Annotated in this window: 23 protein-coding genes; 16 read left to right on the top strand and 7 right to left on the bottom strand. The window is 26.0% G+C overall.

What is annotated here, in order from left to right:
- Window positions 1-28: 28 nt before the first annotated feature.
- Entirely contained in the window at window positions 29-1,306 is a 1,278-nt protein-coding gene (locus tag A6P36_RS01400) for an FprA family A-type flavoprotein (RefSeq protein ID WP_082917535.1), read from the bottom strand.
- 309 nt (window positions 1,307-1,615) lie between these two features.
- On the opposite strand from A6P36_RS01400, the gene A6P36_RS01395 reads away from it, so the two are divergent.
- The 7 genes from A6P36_RS01395 (at window position 1,616) to A6P36_RS01365 (ending at window position 7,736) form a co-directional block, all read left to right on the top strand.
- The gene (locus tag A6P36_RS01395) at window positions 1,616-1,969 is read left to right on the top strand and encodes a DUF6514 family protein (RefSeq protein WP_066760420.1); all 354 of its coding nucleotides are present in this window, start codon (window positions 1,616-1,618) and stop codon (window positions 1,967-1,969) included.
- A gap of 14 nt (window positions 1,970-1,983) precedes the next feature.
- Window positions 1,984-2,361, top strand: a complete 378-nt coding sequence (locus A6P36_RS01390; RefSeq protein ID WP_066760419.1) for a holo-ACP synthase — start codon at window positions 1,984-1,986, stop codon at window positions 2,359-2,361.
- 76 nt (window positions 2,362-2,437) lie between these two features.
- A complete protein-coding gene (locus A6P36_RS01385; protein WP_066760418.1) occupies window positions 2,438-3,046 on the top strand; it encodes a germination lipoprotein GerS-related protein in 609 nt (202 codons plus the stop codon).
- Between the two features lie 16 nt (window positions 3,047-3,062).
- Window positions 3,063-4,217, top strand: a complete 1,155-nt coding sequence (alr, locus tag A6P36_RS01380; protein ID WP_066760417.1) for an alanine racemase — start codon at window positions 3,063-3,065, stop codon at window positions 4,215-4,217.
- 158 nt (window positions 4,218-4,375) lie between these two features.
- Complete coding sequence (locus A6P36_RS01375; RefSeq protein WP_242861607.1) at window positions 4,376-4,624, top strand: transcriptional regulator; 249 nt, start codon at window positions 4,376-4,378, stop codon at window positions 4,622-4,624.
- Window positions 4,581-4,934 carry a type II toxin-antitoxin system PemK/MazF family toxin gene (locus A6P36_RS01370; RefSeq protein WP_066760416.1) on the top strand — a complete coding sequence of 118 codons (354 nt, stop codon included), beginning with the start codon at window positions 4,581-4,583 and terminating at the stop codon, window positions 4,932-4,934. The genes A6P36_RS01375 and A6P36_RS01370 overlap by 44 nt, the downstream gene beginning before the upstream one ends.
- A gap of 93 nt (window positions 4,935-5,027) precedes the next feature.
- Entirely contained in the window at window positions 5,028-7,736 is a 2,709-nt protein-coding gene (locus A6P36_RS01365; protein ID WP_066760415.1) for an alpha-N-acetylglucosaminidase TIM-barrel domain-containing protein, read from the top strand.
- Between the two features lie 25 nt (window positions 7,737-7,761).
- Here A6P36_RS01365 and bioA read toward each other — a convergent pair whose 3' ends face one another.
- From bioA to A6P36_RS01335, 6 genes are read right to left on the bottom strand one after another with little or no spacing between them, the layout of a single operon-like run.
- Window positions 7,762-9,105: an adenosylmethionine--8-amino-7-oxononanoate transaminase gene (bioA, locus tag A6P36_RS01360; protein WP_156507947.1), complete on the bottom strand. Its 1,344-nt coding sequence runs from the start codon at window positions 9,103-9,105 to the stop codon at window positions 7,762-7,764.
- Window positions 9,106-9,117: 12 nt separating this feature from the next.
- Window positions 9,118-9,783, bottom strand: coding sequence for a dethiobiotin synthase (gene bioD, locus A6P36_RS01355; protein ID WP_066760414.1), 666 nt, complete (start codon window positions 9,781-9,783; stop codon window positions 9,118-9,120).
- Window positions 9,780-10,766, bottom strand: a complete 987-nt coding sequence (gene bioB, locus A6P36_RS01350) for a biotin synthase BioB (RefSeq protein WP_066760413.1) — start codon at window positions 10,764-10,766, stop codon at window positions 9,780-9,782. Before bioB ends, bioD begins: the two co-directional genes overlap by 4 nt.
- The gene (locus tag A6P36_RS01345) at window positions 10,763-11,947 is read right to left on the bottom strand and encodes an aminotransferase class I/II-fold pyridoxal phosphate-dependent enzyme (protein WP_066760412.1); all 1,185 of its coding nucleotides are present in this window, start codon (window positions 11,945-11,947) and stop codon (window positions 10,763-10,765) included. Before A6P36_RS01345 ends, bioB begins: the two co-directional genes overlap by 4 nt.
- Window positions 11,940-12,701 carry a 6-carboxyhexanoate--CoA ligase gene (locus A6P36_RS01340; RefSeq protein WP_066760411.1) on the bottom strand — a complete coding sequence of 254 codons (762 nt, stop codon included), beginning with the start codon at window positions 12,699-12,701 and terminating at the stop codon, window positions 11,940-11,942. The genes A6P36_RS01345 and A6P36_RS01340 overlap by 8 nt, the downstream gene beginning before the upstream one ends.
- A gap of 19 nt (window positions 12,702-12,720) precedes the next feature.
- Window positions 12,721-13,197 carry a hypothetical protein gene (locus A6P36_RS01335; protein ID WP_066760410.1) on the bottom strand — a complete coding sequence of 159 codons (477 nt, stop codon included), beginning with the start codon at window positions 13,195-13,197 and terminating at the stop codon, window positions 12,721-12,723.
- A 182-nt stretch (window positions 13,198-13,379) separates the two neighbouring features.
- Between A6P36_RS01335 and ftsE the strand changes: the two genes are divergently transcribed.
- The 9 genes from ftsE (at window position 13,380) to A6P36_RS01290 (ending at window position 24,946) form a co-directional block, all read left to right on the top strand.
- Window positions 13,380-14,057 carry a cell division ATP-binding protein FtsE gene (gene ftsE, locus A6P36_RS01330; RefSeq protein ID WP_066760409.1) on the top strand — a complete coding sequence of 226 codons (678 nt, stop codon included), beginning with the start codon at window positions 13,380-13,382 and terminating at the stop codon, window positions 14,055-14,057.
- Window positions 14,057-14,947: a permease-like cell division protein FtsX gene (gene ftsX, locus A6P36_RS01325; protein ID WP_066760408.1), complete on the top strand. Its 891-nt coding sequence runs from the start codon at window positions 14,057-14,059 to the stop codon at window positions 14,945-14,947. The genes ftsE and ftsX overlap by 1 nt, the downstream gene beginning before the upstream one ends.
- 75 nt (window positions 14,948-15,022) lie before the next feature.
- Entirely contained in the window at window positions 15,023-16,315 is a 1,293-nt protein-coding gene (locus tag A6P36_RS01320) for a S41 family peptidase (protein WP_082917531.1), read from the top strand.
- On the top strand, window positions 16,315-17,022 hold the full coding sequence (locus A6P36_RS01315) for a hypothetical protein (protein WP_066760407.1): 708 nt from the start codon (window positions 16,315-16,317) through the stop codon (window positions 17,020-17,022). The genes A6P36_RS01320 and A6P36_RS01315 overlap by 1 nt, the downstream gene beginning before the upstream one ends.
- Window positions 17,023-17,051: 29 nt before the next feature.
- The gene (uvrB, locus tag A6P36_RS01310; protein WP_066760406.1) at window positions 17,052-19,028 is read left to right on the top strand and encodes an excinuclease ABC subunit UvrB; all 1,977 of its coding nucleotides are present in this window, start codon (window positions 17,052-17,054) and stop codon (window positions 19,026-19,028) included.
- A gap of 15 nt (window positions 19,029-19,043) precedes the next feature.
- Window positions 19,044-21,860 carry an excinuclease ABC subunit UvrA gene (uvrA, locus tag A6P36_RS01305; protein WP_066760405.1) on the top strand — a complete coding sequence of 939 codons (2,817 nt, stop codon included), beginning with the start codon at window positions 19,044-19,046 and terminating at the stop codon, window positions 21,858-21,860.
- A 21-nt stretch (window positions 21,861-21,881) separates the two neighbouring features.
- A complete protein-coding gene (locus A6P36_RS01300; RefSeq protein ID WP_066760404.1) occupies window positions 21,882-22,316 on the top strand; it encodes a hypothetical protein in 435 nt (144 codons plus the stop codon).
- Window positions 22,317-22,326: 10 nt separating this feature from the next.
- A complete protein-coding gene (locus A6P36_RS01295) occupies window positions 22,327-23,541 on the top strand; it encodes an FtsW/RodA/SpoVE family cell cycle protein (RefSeq protein ID WP_066760403.1) in 1,215 nt (404 codons plus the stop codon).
- Window positions 23,534-24,946, top strand: a complete 1,413-nt coding sequence (locus A6P36_RS01290; RefSeq protein WP_066760402.1) for a peptidoglycan D,D-transpeptidase FtsI family protein — start codon at window positions 23,534-23,536, stop codon at window positions 24,944-24,946. Before A6P36_RS01295 ends, A6P36_RS01290 begins: the two co-directional genes overlap by 8 nt.
- Window positions 24,947-24,961: the final 15 nt, after the last annotated feature.

Raw genomic sequence — 24,961 nt, 5'->3', positions numbered from 1 at the left:
ATGAAAGACCATCGATTAGATGGTCTTTTTAAATTGGAGTATTTACGTTTATTTGTGCAAATAAATTTAATGCTTCAGCATGATCGGGATCTAATTTTCCAAGAGATATAAATAATTTTTCTTTAAATGCGCGTCCGAAATCATATGTTTTTTCTAATTCTTTTTCTGATGGTTTAAAATTTATTCTAAGAGATGGGGTAAGTGTTTTCATTTTAAGTTCTCTAAGCCTTGATTCAGTATTTGGAACCCCTTCTCCACTCCATCCGTAAGATCCAAATGCAGCTGCAACTTTTCCACCGTGTACAATAGGATTTAAATGAGTTAAAAGATCTCTAATAGGTTCAAGCATATCTGAATTTATTGTTGGTGTTCCAAATAATATTCCATCTGCAGATGATATTTCATTTAATATTTCATTCTTGTCGAAGTTTATTACATCATAAAGTTTAACTTCAACATCATTATCAGCACAAATTGCTTCTGATATTTTTTCTGCTAAATTAGCTGTGTAACCATAAGCAGAAACATAGCAGATTACAACTTTAGGTTTAGAATTTTTTTCTAAAGGAGAACTCCAAGTTTTATATAAAGATATAATTTTTTCAATATCTCTTCTTAAAACAGGACCATGACCTGGACAAATATAGCTTATTTCTAAATCTTTAATTTTTTCTATTGCTTTTAATACATAAGGTTTAAACGGACCAAAAATACAATCATAATAATATTTTAAAGCATCCATATAGTGTTCGTAATTTTCGACACAATCATCAAAAATATTATTTGTCGAATAATGTGCACCAAAAGAATCGCAAGTCAAAAGTGTTTTTAGTTCAGGTACGTATGTGTAAATTGTATCCGGCCAGTGTAAAAATGGAGCAGATATAAATTTAAGAGTTTTATCACCTAAAGATATTGAAGTTGAATCGCTGACTTCTATGCAATTAAAATTTTTATTGGTAACTTTTTTTAGATATTTTACTGCAACTGGTGAGGCGACTATTGTTATATTGGGGCATAAATCTATTATTTTTTCTACTGAACCAGCGTGATCAGGTTCTGTATGACTTATAACAAGGTAGTCTATGTTTTGGAAATTTATATTTGCTTCAGTAAGTCTTTGGATATACTCATCAAAAAATTGAACTTTAACAGTTTCAAATAACACAGTTTTTTCACTACCTTTAATAACGTAAGAATTGTAAGTAGTACCGTAAGGAGTGTGCATTATTATGTCAAAAGTTCTAAGATTTGGGTCAAGAGCCCCAACCCATAGAAGGTCTTTTTGGATTTCATAACTTTTCATAAACAAGTCCTTTCTAATTTAGAAAATAAATTTATATAATTATAGGTTATGTATAATATTATAAATTTTAAATAATATTTTAGTCAAAATATTATTTTGTATAATAATAAAATTTTAATAATTTATATTTTTAATAAAATTATAGTTAAAATAAAAAAATATTAATATTTAGTTGTACTTTTTAAAATAAATGTCGTTAAAAAGATTAATATTTTAATTAAAATTTCTTAAATAATGACAAATTATAAAAATATGTTGTGATAAAATTTCAAGTATATGTTATATTTGATTATAGGAAGGTAAACAGCTATGAAAGTTATAGAGGTGTTAAAAGGAAGAGAGTATAGTTTAAGTGAGATAATTGAATATTATTATAAAATAATTGAAAATAGAGTTGCGATAGAAGATATTGATAAAATAAATGGAAATTTGGTTTATGGCATACAAATAGATAAAATTTTAATAGAAAAAAGTGGAGAACAGACTATAGAAAGTGAAAAAGTTGAAATTATTAGTTGTAATTTAGAATTAGTTAGAGAAATTTGTAAAGTTCTTCATAAAAATTTAGTGTCTCCTATTCATTTGGTTGATGTTTTAGAAGATAATATAAGTAAGTTATTTAAATTGGATTCTAAAGTTAGATTTGTAGAAAATGCGTTATAATTAGAGGTGAGTGTTTGATAATTGGAATTGGTTGTGATGTTTTACATATAGACAGAGTGTACAAGCTTTTGAGTTATAAAAATTTTTTAGTTAAGTATTTTACAAAGAATGAGATAAATATGTTTAGGCAAAATATTGTGAATGAGAAGAATTATGTAAAAAAAATAGCTTCTAATTTATGTGTTAAAGAAGCATTATTTAAATCAATTTCTAATGAAATCAGTTTATTTAAATTTTCAGATGTAGAAGTTTTAAGAAATTGTAATGGGAGTCCGTACATAAATTTGCACAATGATTTACGTAAATTTAATGAGAAATACAATATACATGTAACAATATCTAATGAAAAAAATATTGTTACATCTTTTGTTGTTTTAGAAAAAATAAATTAAGAATATTAAAAAGTAATAAAAGTAATTGATTAGAATAAGTATTATCTATAATTATTATAGAAAGGAAGTACTTATTTTGAAAAAAATTATTTTATTATTTATTGGTTTTTTATTATTTGTTACTTCTTGTAAAACACAAAAAATAGAAAACTCAGAACAAGCGTTTGATTATGTAAAAAGTTTAAAAAACTATATAGCGGATATTAAAGTTACTTTTAAAAATGATAGAAGTGAAGAAAGTGTGTTTTTGAAACAATATAGTAGTTCTAATAATAGTTATAGATTAGATTTAGAAGGTGAACGAAGTTATATATATAAAGATGATAAAATTTATGTTAAAGATATAAAGAACAATACTGAATATTTTGTTGAAGAAGAATTTGATGAGGTTTATAAGTATTGTTTTTTAAATGAGTACATAAAGCTTATTTATTCTATGGATCAAGTAGAGTATTTTAAAGAATCTTATGTGGAAAATGAAGAGGAGATAAAATTCTTTGGAGCTAAAGTTAATCTTCCAACTAATAATTTAAATATAAGTTATGCGACTTTATATTTAGATGGTAGTAGATATATACCACTTAAGCTTGAAATATTTGATAGTAAAGGTAACAGAAGAGTTTTAATTGAGTATTTAACTTTCGATGTTTTAGACGAAATTGATTCTAATGTATTTGATTATTAATTTAGGAGACAATTTTATGAAGTTTTATAAGAATGTTTATGCTGAAATAAATTTAGATAATTTGGTACATAATTTAGAACTTATTAGAAGTGTTAATGGAAATCAAAAGATTATAGCAGTTGTTAAAGATGATGCTTATGGTCATGGTGCTGTAGAGATTTCAAAAAAATTAATTGAAAATAATATTGAAATGTTAGCTGTTGGTCATATAGGAGAAGCTATAGAGTTAAGAAAATCAGGTATAAATGTACCTATTTTAATAATGGGTGTTACTCCTATAGAATATTTATATGAACTTTTAAATTATAGGCTTACTCAAACTATAACTAGCTTTGAGTATGCCATTTTATTATTGGGAGAGTTATCGAAGATAAATAAAAAATTAAAAGTGCATATAAAGGTTGAAACTGGAATGGGAAGAGTGGGATTATTTGCAAGTGATGAAAATTACGAAATTGTAAATAATATATTCAGAAATCCTTTTTTTGAAGTTGAGGGAATATACTCTCATTTTTCTGATGCAGATAGTGAAGATGCTAGTTATACCATGAGACAATATAAATTATTTGAATTGTTTTGTAATAATCTAGATAAATTAAAACTAAATATAAAATATAAACATATGTGTAATAGTGCTGGAAGTATAAATTTTAAATTTGAATATTTAAATTGTATAAGACCAGGACTTTTATTGTATGGATATAATAATGGTATAAAGAACAAAAGTATAAAATTTAAGCCCATTATGAACTTGAAGGCTAGAGTTGTACATATAAAAAGAGTACATAAAGGAGAATTTATCGGATATGGGAAAACTTATAAAGCAGATAAAGAAGGCATAATTGCAACTATTAATGTTGGATATGGATATGGGTATCCAAGGTATTTATCAAATAAAGGTAAAGTTATATTAAATGGATGCTATTCTAATATTGTTGGTAATATATGTATGGATCATTTTATGATAGATATTACTCATATTAGAGGTGTTAAGCTTTTTGATGAAGTTTTGCTTATGGGAGAAATAATGGGTAAAAGAATATATGCAAATGATATAGCTGATTTTGGTCAAACTATTTGTTATGAAGTTTTGTGTGGTATAAGGAGAAAGGTTCCTAGAATTTATCTAAGTAATGATGAAATTGTTAACATTAGAGAATATATTTTATAAGTAGTGTATTTTATAAAGTTGTAAATTTATAGAAGTTGGTATATAATTTAAGAAGTACGTAATTAAATTATGAATTTAATTATAATTGTTGTGGGGGTACTTCTGAAGTGAATAAATCAATAAGTACTTTTTTAAAGCCTTTCTCCAAGCCTCAAGTCATGGATATTAAGTTAATACAAAAAGGTAGCATAAGTTTAAGAAGTGTCATATTAATATTTATCAGAAGAAAAAATTGGGAAACTATTGGAAGAGAATATGAAGCTATGGGAGAAATAAATGTAGAATTGTCTGAATGTGGATTTTTCTCAGTTTTTGAAGAGTTAGTTAAATATGAGATAAGGCTTTCGGAGAGTGATAATTTAGATGACTACGATGGTAGTAAAAAGAGGGGACATATTCTATGCTGATTTGAGTCCTGTTATAGGTTCAGAACAGGGAGGAATAAGACCCGTTATAATAATTCAAAATGATATTGGAAATAAGTATAGTCCTACTGTTATAGTAGGAGCTATAACTTCGCAAATTAATAAGGCTAAGTTACCTACACATGTGGAAATTTCATCAGAAGAATATGGATTAAATAAAGATTCAGTGGTTTTGCTTGAACAAATAAGGACCTTGGATAAAAAGAGACTTAAAGAAAAAATAGGACATATGACATTTAATGATATGAAAAAAGTTAATAAGGCATTATTTGTAAGTTTGGGACTGAATTAAATTTTTGATTAATTTATTGATTCTGATTTACAGATTATATATTCTTAATGGCATTTTTATAATGCCATTAGTGTTTTTTGGAGATATAATTTTATGAAAATTATTAAGGGATTGATAATTTTATTATTAGTAATGTTTATTGTAATTATAGATGTTACTGGAGTTAGTTCAAAAAATTTGGTTAATACAGATTATATACATAGTTTTGAGCATGATATAAATAACTTAATAGATGGTGATGAAGGTACTTTTTTTGTGTTACCGGATTTTACTAACTATTTAGAGTTTAAGTTAGAAGATTATAAAAAGATTAGGAATATCAAATTTGTTTTTGATGATGTTTTAAATAATTATGAATATAAAATTTATTCAAGTGATGATGGGTACCGTTATAATGAAGTTGAATTTAAAAAGAAAATAGTAGATGATAATACTGAGATTGCAAAGGTATCTATAGATGATCAATTTATTAAAATTCGTGTAGTATCTAGTGAAAGTGAAGATTTTGTACATATAAAGGAAATTTCTTTTTTAGATGAAAAAGATGTTAGAATAAATAATATTGAGATAGAAAAAGAAGAACCTGAAATTAATGAAGTTGTTTATGAAGAAAGTAAAAAAGATTATAAAGAAGCAATTGAAGGTTTGATTTCACGTATTTTAGGAGAAGAGTACATAAAGTTTTTTGATGTATTACTTTTACCAAATGATAAGGGGTATGATTATTTTAGATTGTCAAGTAATGAAGGTAAAATCGTAATTGAGGGGAATAATTCTAATTCTTTAGCTATTGCTCTTAATTATTATTTTGAACATTATTTAAATCAAACTTTTGCTAGATTTGGTAGTGGTAAATTAAAAGTGGTTCTTCCTATGCCTCAAATAGAAGGGGTTGTAGAAAAAATAGTAGATATTAAATATAGGTATAATTATAATTATGTAGCTTATGGTTATACCATGGCTTATTGGGATTTTGAAGATTGGGAAAGAGAAATAGATTGGATGGCTCTAAATGGTTTTAATGTTGCGTTAAATTTGGTTGGTCATGAAGAGGTTATCCGAAGATTTTTAAAAGAGTTTGGATTTTCATTTTCTGAGATAGTAAATTATTTAACATCTCCAATATATTTACCCTGGATGTATATGGGAAATATAAGTAGAATTGGAGGGGAACTTACGCCAGATTGGTTTGAAGATAGAGCTGAACTTTCTATGATGATACAAAATAGAATGAAAGAATTTGAAATATCTCCAATTCATCAGACTTATATAGGATATTTTCCGTTTAAAGAAAATTCGGGTTTTGAGATTTTACAAGGAGGGTATTGGAGTAAAATAAAAGGTCCTGATAGAGTGAATTTTAACAATAATGATTATGAAACATTGGCTAAAGTATTTTATGAAAAGCAAAGAGAAGTTTTAGGAAAAACTCAATATTTTGCAGGAGATTTATTTCATGAAGGCAGTAATTCATATGGGTATGATGTGAAATATGTTTCAAAGAAAGTGTTAGATACATTGAAAAAAAATGAAAGTGATAATTCTATATGGATGATACAATCTTGGGGACATAATCCATCATCTGAGAGTATAGCTCATCTTGATAAAGAAAATGTGATAATAGTAGATCTTCATTCTCAACTTAATATCAAGTGGAAAGGTACTTCTAAGTTTAATGGTATGTCTTGGGAAAATAAAGAGTTTGATAGTTCAAATTGGATTTTTGGGATATTAAATAATTTTGGTGGTAGAGGTGGACTTTATGGTCATGCTAGGCATACGATTAATGAGTTTTATGAAGCAAAAGATAATGCGCAATTTTTAGTAGGAATTGGGCATACGTCAGAAGCTGTTGGTTATAATGATTTTATAGATGAATTGGCTACTGAACTTATATTTCAAGATAAAATTGAGATAGATGAATTTGTTAATAGATATGTGACAAATAGATATGGTGGATATAGTGATAAATTAGTTGAAGGATTTTATATACTTTTAGATACAGTGTATAATGCGACTACAGAAACTTATCATGAAGGAGCATCTGAATCAATTATAAATTCTAGACCTTCTATGAATGTTACTAGTTCATCTAAATGGGGAAGTATACATAAAAATTATAATTCTGATATTTTGGAAAAGGCACTGAGCATTTATTTTTCGGTTTATGATGAATTTAAATATAATGAGTTTTACATTAATGATTTAATAGATATTGCAAGTCAAGTTATTGTTAATTTATCTTATGATTATTATGAGGATATAAAAAAAGTATACGAAGAAAATAATTTTGAGGAATTAAAAATTTTAAAAGATAAATTTTTGTATTTAATAAATTTACAAGCAAATATTTTATCTTACAATGATAATAAGAGTTTATCTAAAATGATTAATGACATAGAAAAGTTTGGATATGACGATTATTTTGAAGATACATTAAAGTATAATAAGAAAACAATTTTAACAACTTGGTATGATAAACTTGTATCTGAAGATGATGGTCTTAGGGATTATGCTAATACGGATTTTTATGAGCTTATAGGAAATTTGTATTATAATAGGTGGAAAAATTATTTTGATGAAATTTTATTGCAAGAAAATGTTGATAATAGTGGAGATAAATATGACACTTATAGGTTTGATTTAAATTGGGTATATGATGATAAATCCTTAGAGTTTAACAAAAGCAATAAAAGCTTAAAAGAGTTAATAGAACTTGTTATAGTAGATGCATCAGTTAAAAAAAGTAAATTTTCATTTTTAGCAAATATAATTTATGCAATAAGCTCTTTATTTAGATAAAAAGGTAGCCTAATTGGCTACCTTTTTATTTGAAAAATTTTTTATATGAAAAAAGTGCTATATTTATCATTTCATCGATTTGCTGATTTGTTATAATGTATGGTGGCATAAAATATAAAACATTTCCTAAAGGTCTTAATATTAGAGAATTTTCTAGTGCTATTTTATAAATTTTATATCCAATTCTATCTTTAAAATCAAAAGGTTCCTTGGATTTTTTATCTTTTACAAGTTCAATTGCACAAATCATACCCATTGATCGAATTTCTCCAACATAATCTAAATCTTTGAAAAGATTTTCTACGGAATTTTTTAAATATTTAGATTTATGTTTTAACTTATCTAAAGTATTTTCCTCTTTGAATATGTTTAATGTCTCTATTGCTACAGAACATGCAAGGGGATTTCCAGAATAGCTGTGTGAATGAAGAAAAGATTTTAATTTTTCATAGTCGTCATAAAATGCGTTGTATATTTCGTTTGTTGTAATGACCAGTGATAATGGTAGGTATCCTCCAGTAAGTCCTTTAGATACGCACATTATATCTGGAGTTATGTTTGCGTGATCTACTCCAAAAAATTTTCCAGTTCTTCCAAAACCAACTGCTATTTCATCAGCAATTAAGTTAATATTATAAAGTTTTGTTAGTTCCCTTAATTTTATTAAATACTCTTTAGGATACATTTTCATTCCAGAAGCACATTGAACCATAGGTTCTATAATTACTGCTGTTATATCTTGATGATTTTCTTTTATTGTTTTCTCCATTTCTAGAAAACATTCTGTGTTGCAAGTTTCTCTAGTCTTTAAATAAGGGCATCTAAAACAGTTAGGTGAATTAACTTCTATAGTTTGTATTAGAATTTCATTATATATTTCTGAATAAAGAGGGGTTTTTGAAACGGAAAGAGCACCTATTGTTTCTCCGTGATATCCATCTTTTAAAGAAATAAACTTTGTTTTATTTTTAAATCCTATTTGTTTATGATATTGAAAACTTAGTTTAAGTGAAATTTCAACAGCAGAAGAGCCGTTATCTCCAAAAAAGATTTTAGATAATCCTTTTGGGGAAACCTCTAGTATTTTTTCAGATAATTCTATTGCAGGTTTGTGTGAAAAATTTGAAAATATAACATGTTCAAGGGAATCAACTTGTTTTTTTAGTGCATTATTTATTCTTTTATTGTTATGTCCAAAAAGATTTACCCACCATGAAGATATTGCGTCTATATAGTGTTTTCCGTGTATGTCATATAAATAAATTCCTTCCCCTTTGTCTATTATTATTGGTGGAAAATTTTCATAATCTTTCATTTGTGAGCAGGGATGCCATATATTTTCTAAGTCTTTTTTTTGAAGCGGATCCAAAATACATTCCTCCTATATACTGTTTATAAAATTTAATACTTCATTACATATTAAATTTGAATTTTCTTCTTGCACAGGTAATATTAAAGTGTTTGATATTTTAGAGTAGTTTTTTATAAAGTCTATATTATCTTTTTCATAATAGGTATTTTTAAATTTATTAAACACGATTCCAGAAATTTTAATACCAGTTTGTTTTAAATGGTTTAAGGTTAATATTGTGTGGTTTATAGTTCCTATTTTTGTACTTGTAACTACAATTGTATTTAAATTTAAATCTTTTATTAAATTATAAATGAAATAATTGTTTTCGTTTATAGGTGTAAAAACCCCTCCAGCTCCTTCCACTATTATGTTTTTAAATTTGTTTTCAAGATTTTTATAATCACTTATAATTTTTGAAACATTTATTTCTGTATTTGTTTTTTTACAAGATAGGTGGGGAGATAGGGAGTATTTTAGTGGGTATGAACAATAAAAATTTTCACTTTTTTTAAATTTTGAATTATTTTTTACAAAATCTAAATCTGGAATTATTAAAGTTTCTTTTTCAAATGCACATCCTGTTTGTACAGGTTTGTAATAACAAGTGTTTTCATTTAAATTGTTAAATAGTAGTGAGCTTACAAAAGTTTTTCCTATGTCTGTATCTGTTCCTGTTATAAAGAATTTTTTCATTTTGTTATTGAAAACTCCATACGCTTTGCAAGTTCTTTATCCTTATCTATATTACTTCCAGTTGTTGTTAGAAAATCTCCAGTAAGCATTGCATTAACTCCAGCTTTAAGTCCTAGTTCTTGAAGTTCTTCAAGTTGCATTCTTCCTCCTGCATATCTAATTTGAGCTTTTGGAAGAATAAGTCTAAATACGGCAATTGTTTTAATAATTTCCATTTTATGTAATGGCTCATTATTTTCATAAGGAGTTCCAGGAACTTTTGTTAAAATATTTACAGGAACTGAATCAACATTTAATTTTTTAAGCTCAAATGCTAAATTTATTCTATCTATTGGAGTTTCACCCATTCCAAGTATTCCGCCACTACATACTTTAAGACCTGCTTTTTGAACAAGTTTTATTGTGTTTACTCTATCTTCAAAAGTGTGGGTTGAACATAAATTTTTATAAAATTCTTTAGAAGATTCTAGATTGTGGTGATACATTGTTATTCCTGCTTCTTTTAATTTTTCTGCTTGTCCTTCTTTTAGGATTCCAAATGATCCACAAAGAGATATATTTGTTTCTTCTTTTAGTTTTTCATATATTGAACATATTTTATTAATTTCAGAGTCAGAAGGGCCACGTCCACTTGAAACCATTGAAAATTTGTGAGCACCTTTTTTTTCAACTTCTTTCGCTCTTTCAATTATCTCTTTTTCTTCTAAGAAAGCATAAGGAGTTATATTTGTTTTATAATGTGCTGATTGAGCGCAATATTTACAATCTTCTGAACAATTTCCATTTTTAACATTCATAATTGTACAAAGATCTAGATTGTTTCCAGAAAAGGTTTTTCTAATTTCATTTGCTGAATCTATAAGAGCATTCATAGAATTTAAATCATTTACGTGATCAATTTCTATTAACTCTTTTGCTTCTTCAAAGGTTATTTCATATCCATTTATTATTTTGTCTCTTAAACTTAATATTTTATTTATCATAAAATTTCCCCTTTTATTTGTTTTTCATATTTTAAATAAAGACTTTTTAAACAGTCTATTAAATAGTTTATATCTTCGTATGTGTGATTACAACATAATGTTATCCTTAGCCTACTTGTATTTTTAGGAACAGAAGGAGGCCTTATGGGAGTTAAAAATATATTTTTATTCATTAACTCTTTTTGAAAGATTAAACATAATTTTTCATCTTTTAAAATTAAAGGAATAATTGGTGTTATTCCATCTATGACGGAATAACCAATATCTCTAAGAGAGTTTCTTAGGTATACACTTAACTTTTTTAAATAATCTCTTTGAGATTCATATTCAGTGCATTTAATTATTGCATTTGATAGAGTTTTTGCATTTTCAGGTGTTTGAGAAGTTGAAAAAATAAATGTTTTTGATGTGTTTTTTAAATAATCTATAATTAAAGAGTTTGAAGAAATAAATCCTCCAACGCATCCTAGGGCTTTGCTTCCTGTTCCCATTAATATAATTTTTTCATCTGATATATTAAAATGTTCACAAGTACCAGCACCTGTTTTTCCAAGAACTCCAGTTGAATGAGCATCATCTATGTATAAATAGCAATTAAATTTATAACAAATTTCCATTAAATCATTTAGTTTACAAATATCCCCGTCCATGCTAAAAACACCATCAGTTATTATTATTTTTTTTTCAATAGATGAATTTTCTTTTATTTTTTTGGTTAAATCATTAATATCAGAATGTTTGTAAATGACGCATTTTGATTTAGTTAATTTAATTCCAGATATTATACTTGAGTGGTTTAATTCATCTGAAAAAATAACAAAGTCTTCATAAAATAACGAAGAAATTGAACCTACGTTACATAAGTACCCTGAACTATATAAAATAGAATCTTCCTTATTTTTAAATTTTGAAATTAAATTTTCACATTCTCTATGCAGAGTTGTTGTTCCTGTTGTAAGTCTTGACCCACCAGATCCTACTCCAAATTTATTTATAGTTTCTATAGAAGAAATTTTTAGCTCTGAATCTGTGCAAAATCCTAAATAATTATTTGATGAAAACAATAAAAAGTTTTTATCATTTAAAGTTATATTTTTATTTTGAGGTGAGGAAAACTCATAAAAATTTCTTAAAAGGTTGTTGTTTTTTATATTTTCAAGTTTATTTTTTAAATCAAACATTTTTCCACCAACAATTTGAGTTAATTTTAGGAATTGAATTTATTAGTACCACAGAATTTTTTAAATACTCTATAGTTGAATTTAATTTAAGTTTGTCTTTTATAAAAATAATTCGTCCTCCAAAATCATGGTTTATTGGTTTGAAATTTTTAATTCTAACATACCCAAAAGTTTTGCTTGAAATATATCCTGTAGTGTAATTTTTATCATCAGATATACAAACTTCACAAAGTACATTAGGGTCATTACATATTTTAGAACTTAAACAAAGAGCTTCTTTTAAATATTTTCCATTAAAATTATTTTTGATTAAAAAATCATTAAGCTCATTTTTTATTGAAATATCATAATCCATGTTAGTACATCTTACAATGTTATCTCTAAATTCAAAAAAATCATCAAAAGAAATTATAAGAGCTCCTTTTAAATTTTTTAAATTTAATAAAGTGTTTAGGGTTTTTTGTATCTTATCCTTAGAAAATCCTATTTTTTCTAAAATTAAATTTGGGTATAATTCATTTTCATTTTTGTCAAGAGTGGTTATAGTAAGCGGAGGTATATAATTTATTTGAGTATGTTCATGTATTTTTTGTATTGATATATTTATAAAATCTGATTTTCCTTTTGGATGATTAAGTGCTCTGTGAATTAAATTTAAAGCCTCTTCTTTTATCATACTTTCATGAGTTATACATTCAGCGCCAGATATATGAACTCCCCCAAGATTATGGTCAACAGGAGATGCACCACGCATTTTAATTGAAAATAAATTTTTATTTATTTTTAATACCTTCTTTCTTAACTAATTTTTCAAATATTTTTGTAATTGGGTATGCTGTAAATAAAGTGTAAATCATCCCAGGTATAGAGGGAACTAAAAGTGATAAAAAATTTGCTTTTGTTATAATAGAAAGCATAATTCTTGATACAAAAGATCCTATGGGACCTGATATTGATATAAATAATATGTTTTTATTTGAAAAGTGAATTATTCCTCCAGCAACAACTCTAAATATAAATGCGTTTAAAATGTTTAAAAGGTTATGAGTTCCTAAGAAAAATGTAAGTGTGCTTGAGAGAATTCCTGCAAGTATGTAATTTTTAAATCCAAATACAGCACAAATAGCAACGGCAACAGGAGCTGAAATTTGAAACTCAGTTCCTGGAATTATTCCAGGTAATTTTATAAAACTAAAAACTGTAATTAAAATACCTAAAAAACTAATTTTGATTATATTTCTTGTATTCATATAACTCCTTTTTTTGTTTAAAGTTTTCTGATATTAAGAATTATAAAGAGAAGATTTTAATATTAAAAGTGCAAATTATATTTTTAATTTTTTTTTAATATGTTTAAAATAAAAATGAATAAATATTAATTTAAATGTGTGTTATAATGTTTTTTATCATGTAAAATGGGAGAAATTTTGTTATGATTGATTTTATAAAAGTTTCGAAAATATACGAAAAAAATGTTAAAGCATTAGTTGATGTTAGTTTATCTATTGAACAGGGAGAATTTGTTTTTTTAGTTGGTTCTAGTGGAGCTGGAAAGTCTACTTTTATAAAAATGATTTTGAAAGAAATAAAACCTACAAGCGGAAAGGTTATAATAAATAATAAAGATTTAAGTCTTATAAAAAGAAGGGATATACCTTATCACAGAAGAAGTATTGGAATGGTTTTTCAGGATTTTAAATTAATTTCAAATTTAAATGTTTATGAAAATGTTTCTTTTGCAATGAGAGTTGTTGAAGCAGATGAAAAGGAAATTAGAAAGAGAGTTCCTGTGGTTTTAAGTTTAGTGGGACTTTCAGATAAATATAAAGTGTTTCCACATGAATTATCTGGAGGAGAACAACAACGTGTTTCACTCGCTCGTGCTATGGTTAACAACCCTTCTATTTTGATAGCAGATGAGCCTACAGGAAATTTAGATCCAGATACGGCTCTTGAAATAATGGCACTTCTTCAAGACATAAATAGAGGAGGGACTACGGTTTTAATGGCTACTCATGCAAAAGATATTGTAGATAGAATGAAAAGGCGTGTTATTGCAATTGAACGTGGTGTGTTATTAAGAGATGAGAAGAGAGGAAAATATGAATAATGAAAGTTTCTAGTTTTAAGGGGTTTACAATTGATGCCGTCAAAAGTTTATTTAGAAATAAAACTATAAGTATAGCAACTATTGTAAATATTGTAGTTACGCTTACTATATATGGAATTTTTTTAATTATAATGAATGTTATTGTTACAAATGTTAATGATGTAGAATCTAGACTTCAGCTTAAAGTATATTTAAAAGATTCAATAACTGTAGAGCAGCAACAAGCGGTTAAAGAGGCAATTGAGTCTGTAGAAGGTATTAGTGAGGTTTATTATGAAAGTAAAAGTGAGGCTCTTAAAAATTTTAGGGAGCAACTTAAAGATTATGCGTGGATGATTGAAGGATATGATGAGACTAATAATCCACTTCCAAGTTCTTATGTTGTAAAGATAACTTCTCCAGAAATATCGTACAGAATTGAAGAAAAATTGGAAGGTTTTGAAGGGATTGATGACATAGGTAGTGATAAGGTATTAGTTAGAGAAGTTTCTAAAATTTCTTCATTTATTAAAGTAGCTTGGGCGGTGTTATCCTTTATTTTAATTTTAGTATCCTTGTTTCTAATAATGAATACAATCAAGCTTACTATTTATTCTAGGAGAAAAGAAATTTATATAATGAAATTTGTTGGTGCTACTGATTGGTTTATAAGATGGCCTTTTGTTATAGAAGGTATGATTTTAGGAGCTATTGGTGGAGTTTTATCCATTGGAATTGTTTATTATGTATATTCGTCTATTTATAAAGTTTTGATAGATAAAAATTTGTTTTCTTATTTGGTTTCTCCTAATTTTATTTTGATTCAGTTAGTAATTCATTTTTTATCAATAGGTATTTTAGTAGGTATAGTTGGAAGTATAGTATCTCTTAGAAAGTTTCTAAAAGTTTAAATATTTTGAGTTTGAATATTTAAACATGTTTAATGAAATAATAAATGTATTGTCAATTAAGATTTGGAGGATTTTATGAATATTAATGACAACAATGGTAGTGAACTAGATATTAAGAGTGATATGCCTAAACAAATATCTTCTGATGTTAAAGATGAAGGTAAGAGAAAACATACATTAGTTATTATTTTAGGTATTATTATTTTGCTACTTACAAATGTTGTATCCTACATATTTGGTTTTAATTTTGGTCCTTATTCTTTAGGAGGTATACGCTCTTTATCTGAGGATGCTAATGATTATAGGAAGATTTTTTTAGTTAAAGATGTACTTCAAAAGACTTATAACGGAGAGATTGATAGTGAGCTTTTAGTTGATGAGGCTATAAAAGGAATGTTTGATTCTCTAGGTGATCCTTATACTGTTTATATGAATAAAAAAGAATTTGAAGAGTTTAATTTAAGAAGCAAGGGAGAATATGTTGGAATTGGAATACAAGTTGCGTATAAAGATGATAAGGTTGTAGTTGTATCTGTATTTGATGATTCTCCTGCATATAAAGCTGGAATTTATCCTGGAGATATTATAGCAAATGTTTCAGGAGAGGATATTGACAATATTGATAAAGCTATTAGTCTTATAAAAGGTGAGGAATTAACAACTGTTTCTCTTGTAATTGATAGAAATGGAGAAAAAATTAATTTTGATATTACAAGGGAAAAAATTACTATATTGCCTGTAGAGTATGAAAAACTTGATGAAAAAATTGGATATATTAAAATAAATTCTTTTGATGAAAATTCAGCTAAAGGGGTTAGAGAGGCTTTAGAAAATTTAAAATCTGAGGGGTTAATAATTGATTTAAGAGGTAATCCAGGTGGGCTTTTGAATGAATGTGTTGATATTGTATCGGAGTTTTTATCTGAAGGATCTGTTATAGTTTCAACAGATGATAAATACGGAAGAAGTGAAGTGATTAAAGCTAAAAAAGGAATTGCTGAAGATGTTCATGTGGTTGTATTAGGAAATGCAAGTAGTGCAAGTGCATCAGAAGTTTTTATTGGAGCTTTAAGAGATCATGGTAGATCTACATTTGTTGGTGAAAAAACTTTTGGTAAAGGTCTTGTTCAAAGAGTTTTTGAAATTGGTGATGGAAGTGGATTTAAAGTTACAGTTTCAAAATATTATACTCCAAATGGTGAATATATTAATGAGATTGGAATTAAACCTGATATAGAAATTGATTATACTCAAGATGAATATGTGAAAAATAGAGAAGGTGCTAAGGGAGATAAGGAGCTTTTGAAAAAATTAGATCCACAGTATCAAAAGGCACTTCAAATCATAAAGGAGAAGGTATATAGTTAATGATTTTAAAATTTTATGTTTATTCTTTAGCTTTTGTTTTAAATTATTTTAATTTTTCAAAAAGTTATAATGGGAGTATTTATTACTCCCTTTTTTTTATATTTAGAAATGTAGTTTTTGTTGTTATATTTAATTTTATATTTAATTTTATGATGAAAATTTTTAGGATTTCGTTTTTAAATATAGAAATTTTGGTATTAATTTTTATTATAAGTATTTTGTTATATTTTTTAAAAAGAAAATATATTTGTATAAGTTTTAGTGGAACTTTAGTTTATTTAATTTGTAAGGTTTTAAATATTGAAATTTCTTTAAATGAAATTATGTTTTTAATATCTAGTTTACATATTTTTGAAGGGTTATTTATAATTTTTTCTTTAAAGCAAGTTGAAGTTTTTAGTATGAAAGAGAATAATTTTTTAAAAGGTAAATTATATTTACCTCTTATTTTAAATAAATTTCCTATAATTTTTATGATATTTTATAATAGAAAATTTTATAATATTTCATTTAAATACAGAAAATTTGTTTCAGGTGTTTTGATTTTTGTTTATGGTATAATTGTTTTATTTATTAGTTTACTTAAAAAAAATATTGTATCTTTAATATTAATTTGGGTTTTACATGAGTTAATAATTTTTGTTGAAAAATTTATATTTAAAAAGATTGAGAGAGTTAAATTAATAGAAAATCAAGTTACTTTGTAAATTTAATTCATGTTTATGAAAGGATATATATGGGAATATTTAAAATAAATTCAAAGTTTAAACCTATGGGTGATCAACCTAAAGCAATAGACATTTTAGTTGATTCAATTAATAAAGGTAATAAATTTCAAACCCTTTTAGGAGTTACAGGATCAGGAAAAACATTTACTATGGCAAATGTAATAGAACGTCTTCAAAGACCTTCTATAGTACTTGCTCATAATAAAATTTTAGCCGCACAATTGTGTTCTGAATTTCGTGAGTTTTTCCCAGAAAATGCAGTTGAATATTTTGTGTCTTATTACGATTATTATCAGCCTGAAGCGTACGTACCTCACACTGATACTTTTATTGAAAAAGATGCTTCAATAAATCAAGAAATAGATAAACTTCGTCACTCTGCTACTTCTTCTTTAATAGAAAGAAGAGATACTATAATAGTTGCGTCTGTTTCTTGTATTTATGGTCTTGGTAATCCTAATGAATATAAAAATCTTGTTATAAATCTTCGTGTTGGAATGATTAAAGATAGAGATGAAGTTATAAAAAAATTAATTGAAATTCAATATGAAAGAAATGAAATAGATTTTTCAAGGGGAACATTTAGAGTTAAAGGAGATGTTTTAGATATTGTTCCTGCTTCTACCTTTAGTGTTGGAATAAGGGTGCAATTTTTTGGAGATGAGATTGAAAAAATAAATGAATTTGATATTTTAACTGGAAAAGTTTTTTCTGAAATTTCACATATATCCATTTATCCAGCGTCTCACTTTGCAACCTCAAAAGAAAGAGTAGAAAATGCTATTAATGAGATAAATATTGAGCTTAATGAGAGAGTTAAATATTTTGAAAATAATGGGAAATTATTAGAAGCTCAGAGGATTAAAGAGAGAACTAATTATGATATAGAAATGCTTAGGGAAATGGGATATTGTAGCGGAATTGAAAATTATTCACGGATTATGGATGGTAGAGAAAAAGGGAGTATGCCCTATACCTTATTTGATTATTTTCCTGAGGATTATTTAATTTTTATTGATGAGTCACATGTAACCATACCACAAATAAGAGCTATGTATGCAGGAGATAAGTCTAGAAAAGATTCTTTAGTTGAGTATGGGTTTAGGCTTCCGTGTGCTTATGATAATAGACCTTTAAAGTTTGAAGAGTTTGAAGACAAGGTTAATCAAGTGATTTTTGTTTCTGCTACTCCTTCTAAATATGAAGAGGAGAACCAACAAGTTATTGCAGAACAAATAATAAGACCTACTGGACTTTTAGATCCTGTTATTGATGTTAGACCTGTGGAAAGTCAGGTTGATGATTTATATGGGGAAATTGTAAAAGTTATTGAAAAAGGATTTAGGGTTCTTGTTACAACTCTTACTAAAAAAATGGCTGAACATTTAACTGATTATTTAAATGGATTAAATGTGAAAACTACATATATGCATTCTGATGTAAAAACTATTGATAGAATGGAAATTATAAGAGATCTTAGAATTGGTAAATTTGATGTTTTAGTGGGTATAAATCTTTTAAGAGAGGGTCTTGATATACCTGAGGTAATGTTAGTTGCTATACTTGATGCAGATAAAGAAGGTTTTTTAAGATCTGAAACAAGTTTGATTCAAACAATAGGACGTGCAGCTAGAAATTCTGAAAGTAAAGTTATAATGTATGCAGATGTTATTACAAAATCTATGGAAAGAGCTATAAATGAGACAAAACGTAGACGAGAAATTCAAATTAAATATAATGATGAAAATAATATTGTTCCTAAAACTGTTGTTAAAGATATAAGAGAAGTTATACAAGCTACTAAAATATCAAATGAAGAAACTAGGAGTAAAATTAATATAAAAATTCCTGAAGATTTTAAAGAAAGAAGCAAATTAATTGAAAAACTTGAAAAAGAGATGAAGGAGCATGCTAAAAATTTAGATTTTGAAAAAGCAATGGAAATTAGAGATTTTGTAAAAGAGATTAGAAAAACTATATTTTGATTTTGAGAGGATTTTATGGATTATATTGAGATAAAAGGTGCTAGAGCTAATAATTTAAAAAATTGCAATGTTAAATTTCCAAGAAATAAATTAATCGTATTTACTGGAGTGTCTGGATCTGGAAAAACTTCTTTAGCTTTTGATACTCTTTATGCTGAGGGGCAAAGAAGGTATGTAGAATCACTTTCTACATATGCAAGACAATTTTTAGGACAAATGGATAAACCAGATGTTGAATCTATAACAGGACTTTCTCCGGCTATATCTATAGATCAAAAAACTACATCTAGAAATCCACGTTCAACAGTTGGTACAGTAACTGAAATATATGACTATTTAAGATTGTTGTATTCTAGAGTTGGAGTTTTACATTGTTATAAATGTGGTCGTGAAATAAAGCGTCAAACTATAGATCAAATAGTAGATAGTGTTATGAATCTTGGAGAAGGAGTTAAAATTCAGATTTTATCTCCTGTTGTTAGAAATAAAAAAGGTAAACATGAAAAATTAATAGAAAATATAAAAAAACATGGATTTGTTAGGGTGAGAATTAATGGAGATGTTTATGATTTATTAAGTGATGATATAGATTTAAACAAAAATAAAAAGAATTCTATAGATATATTAGTAGATAGAATTGTAATTAAAAATTCATCAAAAGCTAGAATCTTTGAATCTGTTGAAACTAGTTTAAAGTTTTCAGAAGGAGTTGTTTTAATAGATGTAATTGGAGGAGAAGAATTACTGTTTTCTGAAAAATTTTCTTGTATTGAATGTCAGGTTAGTATATCAGAACTTGAACCTAGAGGTTTTTCTTTTAACGCACCATTTGGAAAATGTAATAATTGTGATGGATTAGGTAGGAAATTTGAGATAGATCCTAAACTTATTATTGAAAATGATGAATTGTCTATTTTAGATGGAGCAATAAAAGTTTTTGGGGAAAATTCTTTTAAAGAAGGAGGATGGAATTTTAGTATATTTAAAGCTTTGAGTAAGAAGTTTGAATTTTCTTTAAAAGAACCATTTAAGAATTTGAGTGAGGATTTAAAAGAAAAAATATTATTTGGAGTAGATGATGAAATATTTGTTAAGTATGAAAGGGAAGGGGTAGAAAATACATATAAACACAAATTTGAAGGTGTAGTAAATAATTTAAAAAGAAGGTATAAAGAAAGTAGCTCTGATTATGTTAAGCGAGAAATTGAAAAATATATGACAAATAAAGTTTGTGAAAGTTGTAATGGGGCTAGACTTAGACCAGAAGTTTTATCTGTAAAATTTGGAGGAGTTAATATTTATGAATTAACATGTATGAGTGTTGTTGATTCTCTTGAATTTTTTAAAAATATAGAATTAACAGATAAAAATAAAATTATAGCTGATCCTATTATAAATGAAATTACAAGTAGACTTTCTTTTTTAAACAATGTTGGTTTATCTTATTTAAGTTTATCAAGAACAGCATCCACTCTTTCAGGTGGGGAATCTCAAAGAATTCGTTTAGCAACTCAAATAGGTTCAAGTCTTGTTGGAGTATTATATGTTTTAGATGAGCCGAGTATTGGACTTCATCAAAGAGATAATGATATGTTAATTAAAACACTTAAGAATCTTAGAGATATTGGAAATACTGTTGTAGTTGTTGAACATGATGAAGATACTATAAAAGAAGCAGATTTTATAGTTGATGTAGGAAAATTTGCCGGTGAAAATGGTGGTAATATAATTTATCAGGGCGATTATAATGGAATTTTATGTTGTGATGAATCTATAACTGGAGCTTATTTAAGAGGAGATAAATTTATTGATACTCCAAAAGAGAGAAGAAAAGGAAATGGTAATTTTATAAAAGTATTTGGAGCTAGAGAAAATAATTTAAAAGATCTATCTGTAGAAATACCTTTAGGAACTTTAACAATTGTAACAGGAGTTTCAGGTTCCGGAAAAAGCACGTTTGTTAATGAGGTTTTATATAAAGGTGTGAAAGGATACATAAATGGACATAATCAAAAGTTAAATAAATTTGAAAAAATAGAAGGTATAGATAATATTGATAAGATAATTGATATAGATCAATCACCTATAGGAAGAACACCTAGATCGAATCCTGCTACATATATTGGAGTGTTTGATATTATTAGAGAATTATTTTCAAATACAAATGATTCAAAAGTTAGAGGGTATAAACCAGGAAGATTTAGTTTTAATGTAAAAGGTGGTAGGTGTGAAGCTTGTCAAGGTGATGGTATGATAAAAATAGAAATGCAATTTTTATCTGATGTATATGTTGTTTGTGAAGTTTGTAAAGGTAGTAGATATAATAAAGAAACTTTAGAAGTTAGATATAAAGGAAAAAATATTTCAGATGTATTGAATATGACAGTTTGTGAAGCTTTAGAATTTTTTGAAGCTATACCAAGAATATATAACAAAATAAAAACTTTAAATGATGTTGGTTTATCTTATATAAGATTAGGGCAAAGTTCTACAACTCTTTCAGGTGGTGAAGCTCAGAGAGTTAAGCTTGCTAATGAATTATCTAAAAAAAGTACAGGTAAAACGTTATATATTTTAGATGAGCCTACAACTGGATTACATATTTATGATGTGAGTAAGCTTATAGATATTTTGAAGATTTTAGTTAATAGTGGAAATACGGTAGTTGTAATTGAGCATAATTTAGATGTTATAAAAAATGCGGATTATATAATAGATTTGGGACCTGAAGGAGGAATTAATGGTGGGACTATAGTTGCCACAGGTACTCCTGAAGAAATTTGTTTAGTAGAAAAGTCTTATACGGGTAAATATTTAAGGAAATATTTATAAAATTTTTTAAGCAGAGGTAGTATGAATTTTTGGGAATTGATTTCAAGAATTATTTCAATAATTGCTACTTTTATTTTGTTTTTAATCGTTTTAATTGTTATAAAATATTATGTTTATGATTTTTTAACTATATTTAATTTTAAAAATTCATGTTTTAATTTATTTTTAGAGATAAAAAGTTCTGATCAAGATAACTTGATTTTAGGAGATAAAATATTAATAAATAAATATATATCCATAGGAAATGAAGCTAATAACGATATTGTATTAGAAAATATATACGATTATTTAGTAAAATTGGTTATTTTTGTACATGATAATCAAATATATGCAGAAAATTTAAATAATACAGATTGTATAAAAATTGGTAATAATAATATTTTAGGTAAAGTTAAACTTCAAGGAAATGAAGAAATAATTGTGTTAAATACTTCATTTAAATTAGTAAAAGAATGATGGTGATTACATGAAAAAAGAATTTACATATCCTAAAATATTTTTTGTTTTAAATTTACTTATGGCCTTTGTTATGTTTTTAAACATAATAATAGTTAAGAAAAAAATAGATATGCACTTATTTATTTTAATTATTTCGTATTTTTTTCTAGTAATTATAAATAGAATTTTAAATTCTTTATTATTTGATGTTGATGAAATTTTAAATTTAATTATAAATATATTTATTTTAATCAGTATAGTTATTTTATATAGAATAAGTAATAATGTTGCATTAAAGCAAATGATATTTATTATAATTGGGTATTTTATTTATTTTTTATTTATGTTTTTTGTTAAGGATATAAGTGTATTTTATAAATTTAAATGGATATATTTTATTTTAACATTTTTTTTAATGAGTTTATCTTTTTTATTTGGAAAATATGTTAATGGATCTAAAAATTGGATTTCTTTATTTGGTATAACATTTCAACCCTCTGAATTTGGAAAAATATTTTTAATATTTTATATTTCATCAGTACTTAGAGATAATAGAAGTAAGAAAGATAAATATGTATCTATGTTTTTACTTTTATGTATTATTTTATTTTTGGTTTTGCAGAAAGATTTGGGAACTGCGTTAATTGTTTTTTTGGTAAGCATGCTTATGTACTATATGAAAACTTTTAAATATAAATTTTTGTTATTTAGTTTTATATCTACTTTAATAGGAGGAGTAGTTGCTTATAATAAATTTAGTCATGTAAGGGTTAGAATTAGTGCATGGTTAAACCCTGAAAGAGATCCTAATGGAGCATCATATCAAGTTTTACAAGGATTTTTTTCTATGGGATCTGGGGGTATTTTAGGTAGAGGTTTATATAAAGGGAATTTGGAGTTTATTCCAGTTAATTATACAGATTATATATTTGTTTCTATAGTTGAAGAATTTGGAATTATTATGGGGATATTAATTGTAACATTATATTTTTTATTTTTTATTAGAGTATTTAGAAGAAGTGTTTTAATTAAAAAGAATTTTGAAAGTGTTTTGTTAATTTTAGGTTTAATTGTTTTAATTTCATTTCAAGCTATTTTAATATTGGGAGGTATTCTTAATTTAATTCCACTTACTGGAGTTACTCTACCATTTATAAGTTATGGTGGTAGTTCTATAATAAGTATGTTTATTATGTTTGCTATAATACAAAAGGTATTGGAAGGGATTAAAGTTTATGATTAAAAGTGTAAAGATAGTATTCTTTATATTTTCAATATTATTTTTTATTATTCTTTCATCTCTTGTATATTTTTTAGTATTTAAATCTGAATATTATGCTAAACATGAATTAAATAGACGGGTATATGAAGATAGAAACAAATTTATTAGAGGAAGAATTCTAGATAGAAATAATGAAATATTAGTTTATAGTGAAAAAAATGATAGATATCAAGAACGTATATATAATTATGGGGAAGCGTTTTTACATCCGATAGGATATTTTGATAATAAGTATGGTATGGATGGAATTGAAAGTTATATGGATGAATATTTGAGAGAACCTAGAGGATTTGTAAGTAATATTTTAAAAATTTTTGATAATAATGACTTGATGGGAAGTAATGTAAAATTAACTTTACATAAAGAAATACAACAATATGCTTATGATATTTTAGGTAATAATAAAGGAGCTATTATAGTTATGAATCCAAGTACTGGTGAGATATATTCTATGATTAGTAAACCTTCATTTGATCCTAATAATATAGACGAAGTTTGGAATGAAGTTTCTAAAGATGATAATGCTCCGCTTTATAATAGAGCTATAAATGGTAGATATGCTCCAGGTTCTACTTTTAAAGTTTTAACTTCAGTTGCATCAATTGAAAACATTGAAGATATTCAAAATAGAATATTCTTAGATAAAGGATATATAGCATTTAATCAAGAGGAAAAACTTTCTAATCAGAACGAAAAATCTTATGGAGAGATTAATTTGAAGGAAGCTTTTGTTAATTCTAGCAATGTTGTTTTTGGAGAGCTTGCTATTGAATTAGGAAATAAATTGCTTAAAGAATATGCTGAAAAATTTTATTTTAATAAAAATATACATATTGAAGGATTTAGTGTATTAAAAAGTTATTTTCCAGAATTACAATCAAATGAGGTTGGACTTATAGCTCAAAGTGGTATAGGTCAAGGAGGGGTATTATCAACACCACTTATTATGGCTATGATGGCTAGTGCTGTAGCGAATAATGGAATTTTAAATAATCCATATATAATATCTGAAATTTTAAATTATAATTTGGATATTATAAAGAAAAATAAACCTTATGTACTTTCTAAGGTTATGGAACAAGATACATCTGATATTTTAAAAGATTATATGAGGGGTGTAGTAAATGAAAATTTATCCCATATTGAAGAATTTTTAACTATAAATGCTGCTGGTAAAACAGGTACTGCAGATTATAAAAAAAATGGTATAGATGGAATTCCTCATTCTTGGTTTATTGGGTTTGCTCCTTATGATAATCCAATTGTAGCTGTATCTGTTATAGTTGAAGAGGGTGGAGAAGGACGAGGAATTGCTTCCTATATTGCGGCTAAAGTTATGGAAAAAGCTATTAACTTATTAAAATGATTTAAATGGAGTAAT

This window comes from Candidatus Arthromitus sp. SFB-turkey (assembly GCF_001655775.1).
In the GTDB taxonomy this organism is placed as follows: domain Bacteria; phylum Bacillota; class Clostridia; order Clostridiales; family Clostridiaceae; genus Dwaynesavagella; species Dwaynesavagella gallinarum.
This window is presented reverse-complemented; position numbering and strand designations above follow the sequence as displayed.